Below are 15,649 nucleotides of genomic sequence, written 5' to 3'. Positions count from 1 at the left end.
AGCCTGCCTTGTGCAGGCTTTTATGTTTTTATAAAGCTGGTAAAGTAGCGTTAATTAATTTAAAGAGATAAAAAGATGGCTGGATTTTGGAATTACCGTGTAATTTTTTGTGAAGCAACGAAAGACGAAGCAGCGCAATATCAAATACATGAAGTAGAATATAACCTAAATGGTAAAGTAACTAACTGGTCAGAAACTGGCGCAGCCCCTTTTGGAACAACCTTAGATGAGTTGAAAGATGACTCTGAGCGTTTAAAAACTGCATTTGATAAACCAGTACTTAAAGTTGTACGTAAAACGCGTGGCTACGAGCTTGTTGATGTTGAAACGGGTGAGGAAGCAACGGGTGAGCCGCCAGCAGGCTTAACGCAATAACTGTATTTATATAAAAGGTGCTTAAGGCGCCTTTTTTATTGTTAAAATTTAGCACAAGTTAAATAAGGAATGAGGATGACTTTAAAAGCAATATTATTTGATATGGATGGCACATTAGTTGATTCAGAAAGCATGCACTTTGTATGCTGGAGTAAATTACTTAAACCCTACGGTGTTAGTTATTTAGAAAATGATTTTTGTCAGCGCTTTTCGGGACGGCCCACTTTAGAAGCCGCAATCGAAATTAAGCAAGAGCATAACTTATCGGTAAGTGCACAGTTTTTAGCAGATGAAAAATACCGTTTATTTGGTGAATATGTAGTAACACATTTACCGCCACTGATGCCATTTACAGAGCAAACATTGAAAGCTGTAAAAGCGAGTGGCTTAAAAATGGCGCTAGTAACAGGCAGTGCTAAAAGTGAAGCTATGCCAATACTGAAAGGCTTAGGGTTTTATGAGCTGTTTGATACGGTGGTTACAAAAGATGATGTAACTAATCCTAAACCTGCAGGGGATCCGTATTTACTGGCACTTGAGCAGATAAATATACAACCTGGCAATGCAATTGCTGTTGAGGATACTTACACAGGGGTAACAGCTGCTAATAATGCTTTGTTACGTGTGATAGCCATTGCCAATAGCCATACTAAAGATCACGACTTTAGCCAAGCTACCTATCAAATGAGCAACTTAGATGAGTTTTGGCAATGGGCGCAATCTCAACTATAGTTTAAGCCAACTTTTACGTGCTTGGATGCGCCAATGTTTACTATTAAACACCTGCTTTTAATTGTTATTGTACTTTTTACGCAATGCATAAGTGCAGCACAACCGTCTGTTTTACTGGCTAAAGTATATGACGAAACGAAGCATTATGATGTAAGTAAATATTTAGTCAGTGAAAAATATGATGGCGTAAGAGCTATCTGGACCGGCACGCAGTTTGTCACTCGTAAGGGTAATATTATGAATGCGCCAAGTTGGTTTACAGCGCCATTGCCAAATGTATGGCTTGATGGTGAGCTGTGGACTAAACGTGAGCACTTTTCTGCGCTTAGTGGCATAGTCAGAACTAAAAAACCTAATAATCATGATTGGCAAACTATTACTTATAAAGTATTTGATATGCCAGATAAAAATCTGCCTTTTAGCACTCGCTATAAAAACTATAATGAGCTTATTACTAGCCTAAACTCGCCGCACATTAGTGCTGTAGTTCAATATAGCTTTACAAATAATGAGCAGCTTACAGAGTATTTTGAGAACATAACTAAGCAGGGCGGCGAGGGCGTAATGCTTCATTTGGCCAGCGCGAAGCACAGCAATGGAAGAAGTAATGCATTACTAAAATTAAAACCTTATTTAGATGCAGAAGCGGTTGTAATTGCGCACTTACCAGGCAAAGGTAAATATCAAGGTATGTTAGGGGCATTAAGGGTAAAAACAGCGCAGGGACAGGTATTTTCTATTGGTACTGGGTTTAATGATGCACAGCGCTCCATACCACCGGAGATTGGTAGTACTGTAACGTACCGATTTCATGGCTTAACAAAAAATGGGTTACCGCGTTTTGCCAGTTTTTTACGGGTCAGAGATAGTTTATAACATTTATAAATTTTACAAAGTGTGCTAAATTGCGCGGCCTTTTTGGTAATGTGTGGTGAAGTATGTTTGTAGGTTTTGATTACGGTAGTTCTAATTGTGCTATGGGTGTAATGAGCGAGGGTAATGTTCAATTAGTACCGCTAGAGCAAGGAAAACATTACTTACCGTCTACACTTTACACTCATCACAGCGCGTTGGTTGTTGATTTTGTTGCTAAGCATTTACATGGCACAGCCCATGAGCATGACTTTTTAACGCAGCGCCAAGCATTATTAAATACCTTACCTCGTATTAAGTCAGACCTTGATTTACAACCTTCAGATGAAACCCTATTTATTGGTCGTGAAGCGATTAGCGAGTACGTGCAGTTTCCTGAAGAAGGCTATTTTGTTAAGTCTCCTAAATCATTTTTTGGTGCAACAGGTTTAAAGCAAGGTCAAATTAACTTTTTTGAAGATATCGCAACCGCGATGATCTTAAAAATTAAGCAACGCGCTGAGCTCTCTTTAGGTAAAACACTTACACAAACAGTAATTGGTCGCCCGGTAAACTTTCAAGCTGTGGGTGGCGAGCAATCAAATCAACAAGCGGTCGGTATTTTAGAGCGTGCTGCTAAACGTGCTGGTTTTAAAGACGTAGAGTTTTTATATGAGCCACTTGCTGCGGGTATCGACTACGAGAGTGATTTAACTCAGGATCAAAAAGTACTCGTTATTGATATTGGTGGTGGTACAAGTGACTGCTCATTTGTACAAATGGGCCCAAGCTTTAGAGGAAATAGCCAGCGCGATAGCGATTTTTTATCTCACAGTGGTAAACGTGTTGGCGGAAACGATTTAGATATTGCTTTGAGCTTTCATGGTTTAATGCCGTTATTGGGTTTAGGCAGTACGTTTAAATCAGGTCTACCTTTGCCTAATCAAGCGTTTTGGCAAGCGTGTAAAATTAACGATGTAAACTTACAAAGCCAATTTTATAGTGAAAGCCATACCCGAGAGCTAAACGCACAATTACGTGATGTAAGTGCACCTGAGCTTTATAAGCGCTTAATACATTTACAGCAAAACAAGCAAGGCCATCAGTTAGTGCAACAAGGTGAAGCGGCTAAAATAGCACTTTCGTCTGCTAGTGTGTTTGATTGTGATTTAAGCTTTTTAGATAGTGGGCTGAATAAAAATGTATCTGTAAGCGATTTAGCTGTTGCCGTTGAGAGTAGTATTAGCCAAATAGTTACTTTAGCAAAACAAGCAATCAGCGACGCTGCGACCACGCCAGACATTATTTACTTAACAGGCGGTAGTGCACAGTCACCATTGATTAAAGCGGCTTTAAGTGAGCACTTAGGCGATATAAAGATGGTTAACGGGGATCACTTTGGTAGTGTAACCGCTGGCCTGACTAAATGGGCCAGCATGCTTTATAAATAACCTAGATTACAATTGAGGTTTAAAGATCTATTTGTCGGGTTGCGAGGTATTTTTCGTAATCTGGCAATGTGCGTTCAAGCTCTACGTCCATAAGCGGTGAGCTTAATAACATATCTGCACTCACTTCATTACACGCCACCGGAATATTCCAAACAGCTGCTAAACGCAGCAGCGCTTTAACATCAGGGTCATGAGGCTGTGATGCTAATGGGTCCCAAAAAAATATTAAAACATGTATCTCATGTTCTGCTATTTTAGCGCCAAGTTGTTGATCGCCGCCCATAGGACCACTTAAAAGCTGAACTACATCAAGCCCCGTAGTTTTTTGAATTAAATGCCCCGTAGTACCTGTGCCATATAAAGTGTGCTTACTTAGTATTTCTTTGTGCTTTTCACACCATAATTTTAGTGCTGCTTTTTTACCATCGTGTGCCACTAAAGCAATATTTTTTTGTGCGGGAAGAGATTGTGTTTTTTGTTCCATGCTAATTCTTTTTATTGATGAACCTAAACTCGGAAGAATAAATCTCTTAACCAAAGTGCAGGTTAGTTAAAATAATAGATTGATAGCAAGGGCAATAAATACAATGCCAGTGATCCTATCAATCCAAAGTTGGCTATTTGGGTTACGTCTAAAAAACTGTGCAATTTTGTCGCCAAAATAAATATACGTGCAGTCAATCGGAAAAGCAAAAAGAGGGTAAAGTAAGCCAAAAAATGCGAGCTGAAAAGTAGCCGATGAAAGCGTTGGATCTACAAATTGTGGAATAAATGCAATAAAGAATAATGCTACTTTAGGGTTTAATACTTCAGTCATCATGGCCTGAAACATGACATTACTTTTTTTACTGGTACTTATATGCGGTTTATCGGTTTGCTTGTCATCAGGTGTCGGCTCTGGCTGCTTTAGCGTGCCTTTAATCATCATAAACCCTAAATAGCATAAGTATGCTGCGCCTGCATATTGCACTGCGGCATAGGCACTAGGGGAAGCTTTCAGTACTGCGCTTAGGCCTACAACAGCAAATAGCGTATGAACAACCCCACCTAATGCAAAACCAAAAGCACTTTGCATACCAGCACTTCGACCATTAGCAAATGTTTGCGCCATCAAAAATGCATTTGATGGCCCAGGCGCTACTGCCATTAAAAAACTGGCTAATAAAAATGAGACTAGAAAGTCAGGATTGATCATTGAGTACTTTTAGCCGGGTGTAAAGTATGTGCTTTTTTACTCATTAAAATAAGCCAAAGCGGAACTAGTAATAACAAGTGAAAAGCAATCAACCATGGTGTGCTTAGCCCTAAATATTGGGTTAAAACAACAAGTATACTTGCGCCACTCATTTGCATAGCACCGAGTAATGCAGAGGCTGTGCCTGCTTGTTTAGGAAAGCTAGACAGAGACATTCCTGCAGCAGAGCCTAAACTTAAAGCAAACCCTAATGCAGCAATTAAGATAGGTAGCATAAGCGCAAATGCTGTTTCTATATGACTCAAGGCTAGCATTAAAATGCCTGAGAAAACCAGTACACTCACACCGACACGCAAAGCACGTTGGCTATTTCGTTTAATGTAGGTAGGTAAAATAAAACTTGCGACAATACTTATTACGGCATTTAACGTAAACCAAAAAGTAAAGTCGGCTACGGTGCCGCCTAAATGTGTAATAAGCCAGCCTGGTGCGAGCGTTACATACACTAATATGGCTGACATTGAGACCATACAAATTAGGCTATTAAACAAAAATACCGGTGTTTTAATAATCGGTGTAAAGCGACGTAAATCTAAAATATGCCCCTGATAATGACTATCAGCAGGACGAGTTTCTCTAAAAAAGAATAGGGTAACAATAAGGCCCAAAATAGCAAACGCGGTTAAAAACATAAAGTTCATACGCCAGCCAAACTGTACGGTAAGCCAAGCCCCTAAAATAGGTGCCATTGCCGGAATAAAGCACACAATCCCGTTAAGGTAGGTAATCATTTGTCCGCTTCGTTCACTGCCATATTTATCACGCACTATCGCAAATGCGACAACAAATGTGGCACACGCTCCAAATCCCTGAAAAGCACGTGCTATTAGTAATATCTCAAAAGAAGGCGAGTAGTATGCGAGTAATGCAGAGCTTGCATATAAACTAATGCCCACTATAGCCACTGGCTTTCGGCCAAATTTATCAGCTAAAGGACCTGCAATTAATTGGCCTAAACCCACTGTTAGCATAAAAATAGCAACGGTTTGCTGTACTTGTTGTTCAGTAACTGCAAATTGTTCTGCAATAGTAGGAAAAGCGGGTAAGTAAATATCGATTGCCATAGGGCAAAATATAACGAGTAACGCTAAGATAAGTAACAAAGTCATATTAGGTTTAGCGGGCTGTGTTTGCATTGAGTCTCCTTTTGTCGAGTATTTTAGGTGGGCACTCATAAAAAAGAAAGGGCTTATGACCCCTGCATAGGTCGTCATTCTTACTTTTTGATTGGATTAAGCGAAAAAGCCAGCATAAATGCACTTTTTAAAACTGGTCTGATGTGTTAATTTAAAAAAGTAACTGTTGATGGAAAATAATAATGAGTAATAAATCTGCACTTGTACAAACATGGCATAAATTTAAGCGCCTACCTTTTGGGAATTGGCTTTTTACTAAAGCTGTTTGCTTTAAAGCGCCATATTTTGGTTCGATGAAACCTTACGTACTCGATTTGAGAGAGGGCCATTGTAGTGCGGTGGTTAAAAATCGTCGCAGCGTTCATAATCATATTGGAACTATTCATGCTATTGCGCAGTGTAACTTAGCTGAATTGTGTGCAGGTGTAATGGTTGATGCAACAGTGCCAGTTAAAACGCATCGTTGGATCCCAAAAGGGATGACAGTTAGGTATTTGGCTAAAGTAGATACAGATGTACGAGCAGTCGCTGAAATTGATTTACCACATAAGTGGATTGATAAAGAAGACTTAGTAGTACCGGTTAAACTGTATAATACCCGCAATGAGCTTGTTTTCACTGCAGATATTACTATGTACATTACTGAGAAAAATTAATTTACGTAAAGCTAATTTGACTTAGCTTTTATCAGCGGCTTGTTTATTTACAAATGATAAGTCGCTGCCATCTTCTTTCAATAATGCTTTAACTTCTTTTGCGGGTTTTAGTTCTTTCGAAATTAGTTCCGGCTCTTCTTTTTCAAAGCGTTGCTTTAAACTGCCTTCAATTACTGCGCCTGCATCAATACTCAATGTATCGTGAAATACATCGCCATGAACATGAGCGCCACTTTGTACTTTTACTTCACTGGCATTAATTGACCCAATAACTTTACCTTTAACAATAACGCTTTTAGCTTCAACAATACCTTCAACAACTCCCGCTGAGCCAATAACTAAATGCTCCACTTTTATGTCACCATCAATACGGCCATCAAGCTGTACTTCACCTTGGCTAACTAAAGTGCCTGTAAGGCGTACGTCTTCAGAAATAATAGACGGTGTGTGATTCACTCTTTTTAAATTAGAGCTAACTGTTTTTTGTTTTTTTCTACCAAACACGAGAAAGCGCCTTTGTTATTTTTAGAGGATTGACTTGTTTACCATTAAGTAATACTTCGTAGTGTAAATGCGTGCCTGTGCTTCGGCCGGTGCTGCCCATTAAACCGATTACATCATGTTTAGTGATTGATTGACCTTTCTTTACTTTAATTTTATTTAAGTGTCCAAATCGAGTCACTAAGCCATTTTTATGTTCAAGCTCAATAAAGTTACCATAACCACCATTACGACCGGCACGAAGCACTACAGCGTCTGCTGGAGCGAATATTTCGGTTTTATGCCAACCGGCTAAATCAATTCCTTTATGAAAGGCATGATTACTATTCATGGGATCTTTTCTAAGGCCAAAATTACTCGAAATATAGTATTTAGCTTTAGCTAAAGGCAGGGTATTTGGTAGCTCAGTTAAAAAGTTTTCTAAATTATTTAATATTAATAGCTTATCAACGATGGCTAAAAAGTGGCTCGGAATTTTTGTTTCGTTAAATATATCAAGTGGCCCACCTTGTGCAGTTGTCTGGGCGCTTAATATTAGGTGTTGCTCAAGCGCAGACTCAATTCCTGCGCCTTTAACCATAGCTAAAATGGCTTGGTGACGTTCACTAATTTGGTTATCTAAATAGGTAAAGCTTTGCTCATAATGATTATTTAAGTTGGCCACTCTTGTTGCGAATGTAATTGGAGCGATTAACTGTGCTTGTTTACCTTTTTGATTTTCATCGACTAATGGTTCATGAAATTCATTGCCATTTTCATTAATAGGTACATCAAGTTCTGTATCAAGCTTAATAACGTCTTTGCTAATTGAAGCAGGAAGGGATTCTATCATGCTTTGCAGTAGCGCCTGCTTTTGCTCAAGAATTGCAAGTTGCTCTAACTGCGTTGCTTGAAGGGCTTGTTGCTCACTGACTTTTTGTTGCCACAGCGTTTGCTCGGTTATTTGATTTTGTTTTATGTCAGAGATTTTATTTGTTTGTGTATAAACACGAAAGCTTGAAATACTCAGCCAAGTAAAAGTGACTAAAATAAGCAACGCTACAAGAAGTTGAAACCAAGAGGCTAAAACAACATGCTTAACTTCGCCATTTTGACGAATAAGTAGCTGACGAGCAGGGAAAAATTTATGATAAAAAGACTTTATAAATACTGACATGGCATATAAACACTGGCTATTAACCGAATTAAGATAGCAATTTGAGTTAAAAAAGCTAGAAAAAAATTGTAACTGTTCAAAAATTAATAAAAAAGGGCTGCTTTTAGTAAGCAGCCCTTTTAATAAATTCTTTAATATGCGTATTATTTTGCCGGCAGTACAGTACTCTCTACAGAGCCAAAACCTATACGTGCATAACCTTCTTTTTCACACCAGCCACGCATAATAACGTTATCGCCATCTTCTAAAAAGCTGCGTTGTTCGCCATTACTTAGCGTGATTTTTTCTTTACCGCCAAGAGAAAGCTCAAGTAATGAACCTGCTTCTTCGTGCGTTGGACCCGACTGAGTGCCCGAACCTAGCATGTCACCTGGCATAAAGTTACAGCCATTTACTGTGTGGTGAGTAACCATTTGTGCCACAGTCCAGTAAGAGTGCTTAAAGCTAGATGTTGATACGCGCGTTGGGTTATGGCCTTCGCTACGCATTTTTTGCGTTTGAATTCTAACATCCATTTGAATATCAAAAGCACCTTGGTCGCGATTCGCTTTTGATTCTAAATAGTCCATAGGCTGTGGATCGTTTTCATCACGTGTCCAGCTTGTTCTATAAGGCGCTAATGCTTCGGTTGTTACAATCCAAGGCGATACCGTTGAGGCAAAGTTTTTAGCTAAAAATGGACCAAGCGGTTGATATTCCCACGCTTGCAAGTCACGTGCTGACCAATCGTTAAATACACAAAAGCCAAATACATGGTTTTCAGCATTTTCGATAGCGATTGCATCGCCCAGTGCATTGCCTTTACCTAAGTAAATACCCAGCTCTAGTTCGTAATCAAGGCGTTTACAAGGACCGAATGATGGCACTTCTGCGTCTGGCGCTTTGGTTTGGCCTTTAGGGCGATGAAATGTTTGACCCGATACGTCAATAGATGAAGAGCGACCATGATAACCAATAGGTACCCATTTATAGTTAGGTAGTAATGGGTTATCAGGGCGAAATAAACGACCCACAGCAGTAGCATGATAAATAGAAGTGTAAAAGTCGGTGTAATCACCGATACGACAAGGCAAAGAATACTCTATATCAGACTGTGCAACCAATGTATCGATAAGCGCTTGTTGGTGCTCAGAGCCTGCTCTTAGTGCTTTTGAAAGCGCTAAACGAAGTGCTGACCAATACTGTTCCCCTAAACCCATAAATGTATTTAGGGTTGCTTCACTTGCTGCATCTGCGGCTGTTTTAGCGTCACCTGTTAAAACGTTTAATTTACTTAGTTTTGCTAAATCGATTACTTGGTCACCAATTGCAACACCACCACGAAAGGCCTCATCAGACCCTTTACGACGAAATTCTGCAAACGGTAAGTTTTGAATCGGGAAGTCGCAATTATCAACATTAGCTGATTCTACCCAGCTGGTTAAATTAATATCGTGGGTTTCGTTAATTAGGCTCATTACATTTCCTTTGGATTTTACTGTATGGCGACAAGGTATAGTTTATTTAATCATACTTGTACTTGGCGCCATACTTTTTAAATATTAAAACGACAAAAAGCAGCGAAGTTCGCTGCTTTTAATTTACTCAAATATTCTATAAAACGCCGCGACGCTCTTGGTCACGTTCGATTGATTCAAATAATGCTTGGAAGTTACCTTCACCAAAGCCACCATCATCAACGCGTTGGATCATTTCTATAAAGATTGGACCAAATAAGTTTTTAGAGAAAATTTGTAATAAATAACAATTTTCACTTTGGCTATCTACGAGTATCTGATGCTCACGAATTTTTTCTTTATCTTCAGCAACCCAAGGTACACGGTCAAAAATAGTATCGTAGTACTCTGGGATAATATCTAAAGTGGCAATTGTTGATTTATCAAGCTTATCAAGAGAGCTTACTAAGTCATCTGTTAAAAACGCTAAATGTTGAACGCCTGGGCCGTTGTACTCACCAAGGTATTCATCAATTTGGTTGTTATCGTTACCTTTACCTTCGTTTATTGGAATAGAGAAGGTGCCGCATGGCGATTTAAGTGCATACGAAATAAGCGCTGTTTTTTGACCTTTAATGTCAAAGTAGCGTACTTCAGTAAAACCAAATACGTCTTTATAAAAGTTAGCCCATTTTTCCATGGTGCCTTTATAAACGTTATTGGTTAAATGATCGATTCGGATAAAGCCTTTATCTTCTACAACATTTTGCGTTTCTAAGTCTTCAAAATCACTTTCGTAAATAGTGCCTTTGTCGCCAAATTGTTCAATAAAGTAAATTAGGCTGTCGCCAATACCATAGATCGCAGGGTAAGGCATATTTTTATGCGTTGAGTCGGTCGCTGGTTTTGCACCACGTTCTACAGCTGTTTCAAATGCTTTTTGCGCATTCTCAACACGCCAACCCATTGAACAAATAGCAGGGCCATGGCTTTTAGCAAATTCTGCAGAAAAACCTTCACGCTCGTTATTCAGTAAAAAGTGAATATCGTTTTGGTTGTAATAAACAATGTCTTTACCTTTGAATTTTTTAAGCTTAGAGAAGCCAAAATCAGTAAATACTTTATCCATATAATCAGCATCAGGTGTTGCGTACTCGGTAAACTCAATACCGACTAAACCCAAATAGTTATTTACTTCACTCATTATTATTACTCCCGCAATTAAGCACTGCGATTATGTGTTGTTGTCATATTGCAGTAGATAATCAACCAGATTTTTAATTTGGGGAAGAGGGGGGCGCTATTTAGTATATAGTGCATGTGTAAATTTTATAGGACGGTTATTATAAAGTTACGTGTTTGTAATACAGTTAAGTAAAATGGAGTTATATGGTATAAATTCAAGTGGGAGCATTTGTTTTTAAATCATTGTATTTAAATACTAAAAAGGAGGTTTAACCTGCGCTAAACCTCCTCTTACAATTAATAAGTAAAAGCCTTTTTGTATGTAATTGTTTACACTTTAAGAGCCGTTACCAAAGAACTTGTTCCGTTGTTCTATCCACATGTTAGTTTTAATTGCTGGAGCTGCTTGGTAATGGCGCTCAATGGTTTGATTTAGCACTCGCGTCGGTTGCTCAAAAGACAGCTTTTGTTGTGCGCCGCCCATACTTTTAATTTCATCTCTGGTCATAGCACGTCCTGCATAAAGCAGCGAATTTAAGTACCCTGGTACTGTTTCATAATTGTTATCTGTAAAAAGCAATACAGATTGATTGAGTGCCCAGCGACTATCGATTTCGCCATCCTCTTTTACGCCAGCAAGTTCTCCATCTATATAGACTTCAAACACCCCGTTGGTTGGTGCTGTATAAAATACAAAAGCTATACGATGCCAAGAGTCAGGTTGTGTATTGCCAAAATAGCCGCTATCGCTAGTTGCTTGTCCATAGCCGCCGCTTGGATCAATAAACATATCGGCATCATCATTAAGATAATCAGTTGTATTGGCTTGCATAATTGCACGGTAAATATCTTTACCTTCTGCGGGCCAGTATAAATCCATTACCAAGGTGTAGTCAGACACCATTCCTTCATTTGCAAAGTCACCATTTGCTGGTGTGTTTAAATCAATAAGTAAGCCTTCTGTTGGAGCGTGGCGAGAAAACGCCATAACACCTGAAGGACCATCACTTAAATCATCAATATTTAATTGAGTAGTGGTGCTATATTGTGTCTCTGCAGTGCCCCAATTTGTTTCATCTGGATCAAAGTAGCTAAGTACCGAAGGTCCAAAATCAGCTGCTAACGGGTTGTTAGTATCGTCAAAGTTCCATACGGTTACATTTGCTAAGTTGTTACATGAATAAAGTTCGGTGTCAGTGTCAAGGTGTAGGCACTGACTTGTTCTAGCACGTGCATATTTATCAAGTAGCCACCAAGCTTCAGCTATTGGTTCTACGTTTGAGAATGTAACACTATTAAAAAATAAATCAGGATTCAAAGCTGCTCCTTTAAATAGTGCAACTTCGTAATTATTAGTGGGTTGTATATCTTCAGGTTTAAGTAAAAACCAATCTGGTTGACTTGCAAACATCGTTGTTAAGTCGCTTCCCGATACTGTTACTTTATAAATAGAGTTAAACCCTGGCGTATTTGATGGCTGTCTTTCTACGTAAAAAGCTTTATGGAAGTCTTCTTGAGTAAGTGTGCCGGGTGTCCAGCGCTTTTGTACTAGTTCAGGGTTAAGTAATGCTGCGCTAATTGTGCTTGAATGTTTTGCGGCTAAGGCGGTTATTTCGGCTAGCTGCGCATCAGTTGGATAGTTTTCAGAAATAGCGATTTCAGTTTCTACATCGGGAGCATAACGCCCCATTATCTCATCTATAGCTAGTTTTGTTGCCTCATCGCGTCCATCAATTGTATCGGTTTCAATCGTTTTGTAATCAACAACTGGGGATGATTTATCAGCTAAATTAAAATTAAGTGTTAAGTCCGTAATACCTTTAGCGTAAAAGTCCGGTTGTAAAACAATAGCGCCGTTATCAAGGGTTGTGTAGCTTTCCCCACCGTGTGTATGGCCGCCAAGTACTAAGTCGATACCGGGTACGTTTGTTGCCATATCAGTATCTTGGCCTACACCTAAATGGCTCAACATAATCATGTAATCTACATCATCACTGTATTGGTTTACGATGCTTTGTGCGATTTGTTGCCATTGCCAGCTCATTTTAAACTGTTTAATAAAATCAGGGATCGGATCATCTTGAATAGGTTCATCTAGCTCATTCCATGGCACTGAGGTCATGCCAAACACACCAAGTGTAATACATCCTACTTGTACTTTTGCAAATCCTACGCCTGCAAAGTCTTGTAGTTGCTCTGCTTCATAACGAGTATTACTAGCAAGTACAATTGCATTCTCGTCTTGGGAATAACTTAGTAATTTTTCAGGGCCCCAAGCATAATCATGATTTCCAACGACTCGTAGGTCAAACTGCATTGCTTTAATAGCTTCTTCTGTCGCGGTACCTTGTGATAATTGCTCAGCAACGGTGCCTTTTTCATAGTCGTCACCACCGTTTGTAAATAAGGTGTGCGGAGTTTGGCTTGCTACTTGGTTGTAGTAGGCTTTGATCCGGCTGAAATATTGCTCTTCATAGCCAAAGCGAGCATGTAAATCTGCAACGTGAACAAACCTTACCGACTGCTCTGTTGCATTAGCGTCGCAAGTTGGGCCGATATTTGCAAAAGCTTCATTGCGCTGCATTTGTATTGCATATGTGCCCAGTGTTGTTACTTGAGCGCTAACAAATCCATCTAAAACTATTGAATTTGTAACAGTATCCCAATTAGCGCCCGATAGTTTTGCGATAAACAGTTGTCCGCCTAATGCATAGTCATCAGGGATTTTTATTGTAATGGTAATAGGTTTTTCAAGAGTAAGCGTGGAGGGCGTAAGCGCATGTAAATCAGAAATTATATTTTGTTGTATATTCGTCTCATCTAATAATGTTTTCTCGTAGGTAAGCTCTACATCACTAGAAATAGCACTGGAAGGTGCATTAAATATAAAATTGCCTTCGTCTAATGTAGCCTCTAAACCATTAGCGCTTGATAGTGTTAATTTGCTAGGTTCAGGCTCAACAGGATCGTTTGGATTAACCGTCACTTCATCACCGCTACCACAGGCAGTTAGAATAAAGCTAAGAAATATAAATATAATAACACGTGATATCGTTAACGATTGCATCTACGGATGTCCCTGAGTCTATTCAATAACCAATCAGGATATAATATCAGTTAACGGGGGCAGGGCAAAGTTGAATAAAAAATTCCTCCATAGAAGCTATGGAGGAATTGTCTTAGGTTATATTGCTACGTTTGAAATAAACAATAATTAAGAGACTTTCTCTTCTAAACCTTGTTTTTCCCATACTTTAGCTTTAAAAGTCATTAGTACTAAAACAACACCAACACCAATGCTAAATAATGCAATTTGTAAGTATAAGTTAGGAATATCATCAACATTATTCGGATCGAAATTACCAGCAAGTAAACCTGCGATGATGTTACCGATTGAGTAAGTTAATACAAACACACCCATCATTTGGCCAGTGTAACGTTTAGGCGATAACTTACTTACAGCACTTAATGCTACAGGGCTTAAACAAAGCTCACCCACTGTATGTAAAAAGTACGTAGTAACAAGCCAGTAAGGCGCAACTTTTAAGCCTTCAGCTGCGTAATGAGCCGCCATAAACATAACTAAAAAGCCTGATGCCATGATAATTAAGCCAATTGCACATTTAACGCTGTAGCTAGGTGATACTAAGCTTTTAGATAAGTTAATCCAAAGCGCTGCAAAAAATGGCGATAAAGCAATAATAAACAGTGAGTTTAATGATTGAAACCACGTTGTAGGGATTTCAAAAGTACCAATAAGACGGTCAGTATAGTCGCGAGCAAATAAGTTTAATGATGAACCAGCTTGTTCAAAGCCAGACCAAAAACATGCAGATGCAATACATACTAAAAATAGTGCCCACATTCTTTGTTTTTCTGCATCTGTTAAATTACCTGTAAAGTAAATAACTCCAAAATAAACAAAAAAGATAATAGTAAATACAATGGCTGTGTAACCTGCAACTACAGTTGGATTAATAACAATAGCGCCGGTCATTGCAGCCGTAGTAACTGCAGCAGCTGCAATTACAAATGCAGCAATACCGCCCCATGCACGTGAAGTACCTTTAGAGCCTAATGGATTAGCCGGTAAAGCACTGTGCTTTGGTAAGTTATTAAGTGTGAGTTTGTACTGTACTAAACCAATGGCCATACCTACAGCTGCCGCACCAAATGCCCAGTGCCAGCCTACGTTCTCCATAAAGTAACCACATACGTAGTAACCTATTAAAGAACCCATGTTAATACCCATGTAATAAATAGCGTAACCGCCATCACGACGCTCATCAGCATCGCTATATAATTGGCCTACCATTGCACTGATATTTGGTTTTAGTAAACCAGTACCTGTTGCTACAAATATTAACCCAACGAAGAAAGAATAATCATGTGGAATAGCCAAAATAATATGGCCAATCATAATAATTATGCCGCCATACCAAACTGCTTTTTGACCACCAAACAATCTATCAGCTAGCCAACCACCTGGTAAGCCTAAAAAGTATACTGCGCCTGTGTACAAACCATAGATTGCAGCAGCTGATGCAACAGTAAAGGCAAGGCCTTCTTCTTGTAAGCTTGCTGTCATGAATAATACGAGCATAGCTCGCATACCGTAATAACTCATTCGTTCCCACATTTCAGTGAAGAACAATGTCGAAAGTCCTTTAGGGTGGCCAAACCAACCACTATCTGGAGCTGAACTCATATTTACTTCCTAACTTTAAGAATTGTTGTAATGGCCTTATAATTTTTTGCTTTAGCTATTTTAGTATTTAGTCATACTAAAATGCTCGACCATCAGTTTATTATTTGTAGCTAAGATAATGATTTGCTATATGGTAGTAACACCAGAAGGTAAGAGACACACCCTTATCCTAGTTACAATTGAGCACAAGTATACATATACCTTAG

General features: G+C 39.0%; 14 protein-coding genes. 5 read left to right on the top strand and 9 right to left on the bottom strand.

Translation table 11 applies throughout. The features are described from left to right. Nucleotides 1-75 precede the first annotated feature (75 nt). From H5088_RS13275 to yegD, 4 genes are all read left to right on the top strand, one after another. Entirely contained in the window at nt 76-375 is a 300-nt protein-coding gene (locus H5088_RS13275) for a hypothetical protein (RefSeq protein ID WP_002958185.1), read from the top strand. 75 nt (nt 376-450) lie between these two features. After that, on the top strand, nt 451-1,107 hold the full coding sequence (locus H5088_RS13270; RefSeq protein WP_182753210.1) for an HAD family phosphatase: 657 nt from the start codon (nt 451-453) through the stop codon (nt 1,105-1,107). Between the two features lie 33 nt (nt 1,108-1,140). Beyond that, a complete protein-coding gene (locus H5088_RS13265) occupies nt 1,141-1,983 on the top strand; it encodes a DNA ligase (protein WP_182753208.1) in 843 nt (280 codons plus the stop codon). A gap of 62 nt (nt 1,984-2,045) precedes the next feature. Then, the gene (gene yegD, locus H5088_RS13260) at nt 2,046-3,410 is read left to right on the top strand and encodes a molecular chaperone (RefSeq protein WP_182753206.1); all 1,365 of its coding nucleotides are present in this window, start codon (nt 2,046-2,048) and stop codon (nt 3,408-3,410) included. 19 nt (nt 3,411-3,429) lie between these two features. On the opposite strand, the gene H5088_RS13255 is transcribed toward yegD, so the two are convergent. The 3 genes from H5088_RS13255 to H5088_RS13245 all read right to left on the bottom strand — a co-directional run bounded on the left by H5088_RS13255 (nt 3,430) and on the right by H5088_RS13245 (nt 5,801). Further along, nucleotides 3,430-3,894, bottom strand: a complete 465-nt coding sequence (locus H5088_RS13255; RefSeq protein WP_002958191.1) for a methylglyoxal synthase — start codon at nt 3,892-3,894, stop codon at nt 3,430-3,432. A gap of 66 nt (nt 3,895-3,960) precedes the next feature. Then, a complete protein-coding gene (locus H5088_RS13250) occupies nt 3,961-4,605 on the bottom strand; it encodes a LysE family translocator (protein ID WP_024589445.1) in 645 nt (214 codons plus the stop codon). Further along, complete coding sequence (locus H5088_RS13245; RefSeq protein ID WP_024598245.1) at nt 4,602-5,801, bottom strand: multidrug effflux MFS transporter; 1,200 nt, start codon at nt 5,799-5,801, stop codon at nt 4,602-4,604. The genes H5088_RS13250 and H5088_RS13245 overlap by 4 nt, the downstream gene beginning before the upstream one ends. Before the next feature lie 182 nt (nt 5,802-5,983). Here H5088_RS13245 and H5088_RS13240 point away from each other — a divergent pair, with 182 nt between their 5' ends. Further along, nucleotides 5,984-6,457 (top strand): hotdog fold domain-containing protein, encoded by a 474-nt coding sequence (locus H5088_RS13240; protein ID WP_024595671.1) that lies wholly within the window; start codon nt 5,984-5,986, stop codon nt 6,455-6,457. 21 nt (nt 6,458-6,478) lie between these two features. Here the strand turns inward: H5088_RS13240 and H5088_RS13235 are convergent, their stop codons facing one another. The 6 genes from H5088_RS13235 to H5088_RS13210 form a co-directional block, all read right to left on the bottom strand. Beyond that, complete coding sequence (locus H5088_RS13235; protein ID WP_002958196.1) at nt 6,479-6,961, bottom strand: polymer-forming cytoskeletal protein; 483 nt, start codon at nt 6,959-6,961, stop codon at nt 6,479-6,481. Beyond that, nucleotides 6,951-8,114, bottom strand: coding sequence for a M23 family metallopeptidase (locus H5088_RS13230; RefSeq protein ID WP_039487126.1), 1,164 nt, complete (start codon nt 8,112-8,114; stop codon nt 6,951-6,953). The genes H5088_RS13235 and H5088_RS13230 overlap by 11 nt, the downstream gene beginning before the upstream one ends. Before the next feature lie 143 nt (nt 8,115-8,257). After that, nucleotides 8,258-9,571, bottom strand: coding sequence for a fumarylacetoacetase (gene fahA, locus H5088_RS13225; RefSeq protein ID WP_182753204.1), 1,314 nt, complete (start codon nt 9,569-9,571; stop codon nt 8,258-8,260). A gap of 136 nt (nt 9,572-9,707) precedes the next feature. Beyond that, the gene (gene hppD / locus H5088_RS13220; RefSeq protein WP_002958202.1) at nt 9,708-10,754 is read right to left on the bottom strand and encodes a 4-hydroxyphenylpyruvate dioxygenase; all 1,047 of its coding nucleotides are present in this window, start codon (nt 10,752-10,754) and stop codon (nt 9,708-9,710) included. A gap of 318 nt (nt 10,755-11,072) precedes the next feature. Then, nucleotides 11,073-13,802 carry a metallophosphoesterase gene (locus H5088_RS13215; protein ID WP_182753202.1) on the bottom strand — a complete coding sequence of 910 codons (2,730 nt, stop codon included), beginning with the start codon at nt 13,800-13,802 and terminating at the stop codon, nt 11,073-11,075. Nucleotides 13,803-13,949: 147 nt separating this feature from the next. Further along, nucleotides 13,950-15,443 carry a peptide MFS transporter gene (locus H5088_RS13210; protein ID WP_182724982.1) on the bottom strand — a complete coding sequence of 498 codons (1,494 nt, stop codon included), beginning with the start codon at nt 15,441-15,443 and terminating at the stop codon, nt 13,950-13,952. Nucleotides 15,444-15,649 lie beyond the last annotated feature (206 nt).

The organism is Pseudoalteromonas sp. SR43-3 (assembly GCF_014163875.1).
GTDB classification, from domain to species: Bacteria; Pseudomonadota; Gammaproteobacteria; order Enterobacterales; family Alteromonadaceae; genus Pseudoalteromonas; species Pseudoalteromonas distincta.
The sequence above is the reverse complement of the archived record's forward strand: the minus strand, read 5'-3'. Positions and strand labels throughout refer to the sequence as shown.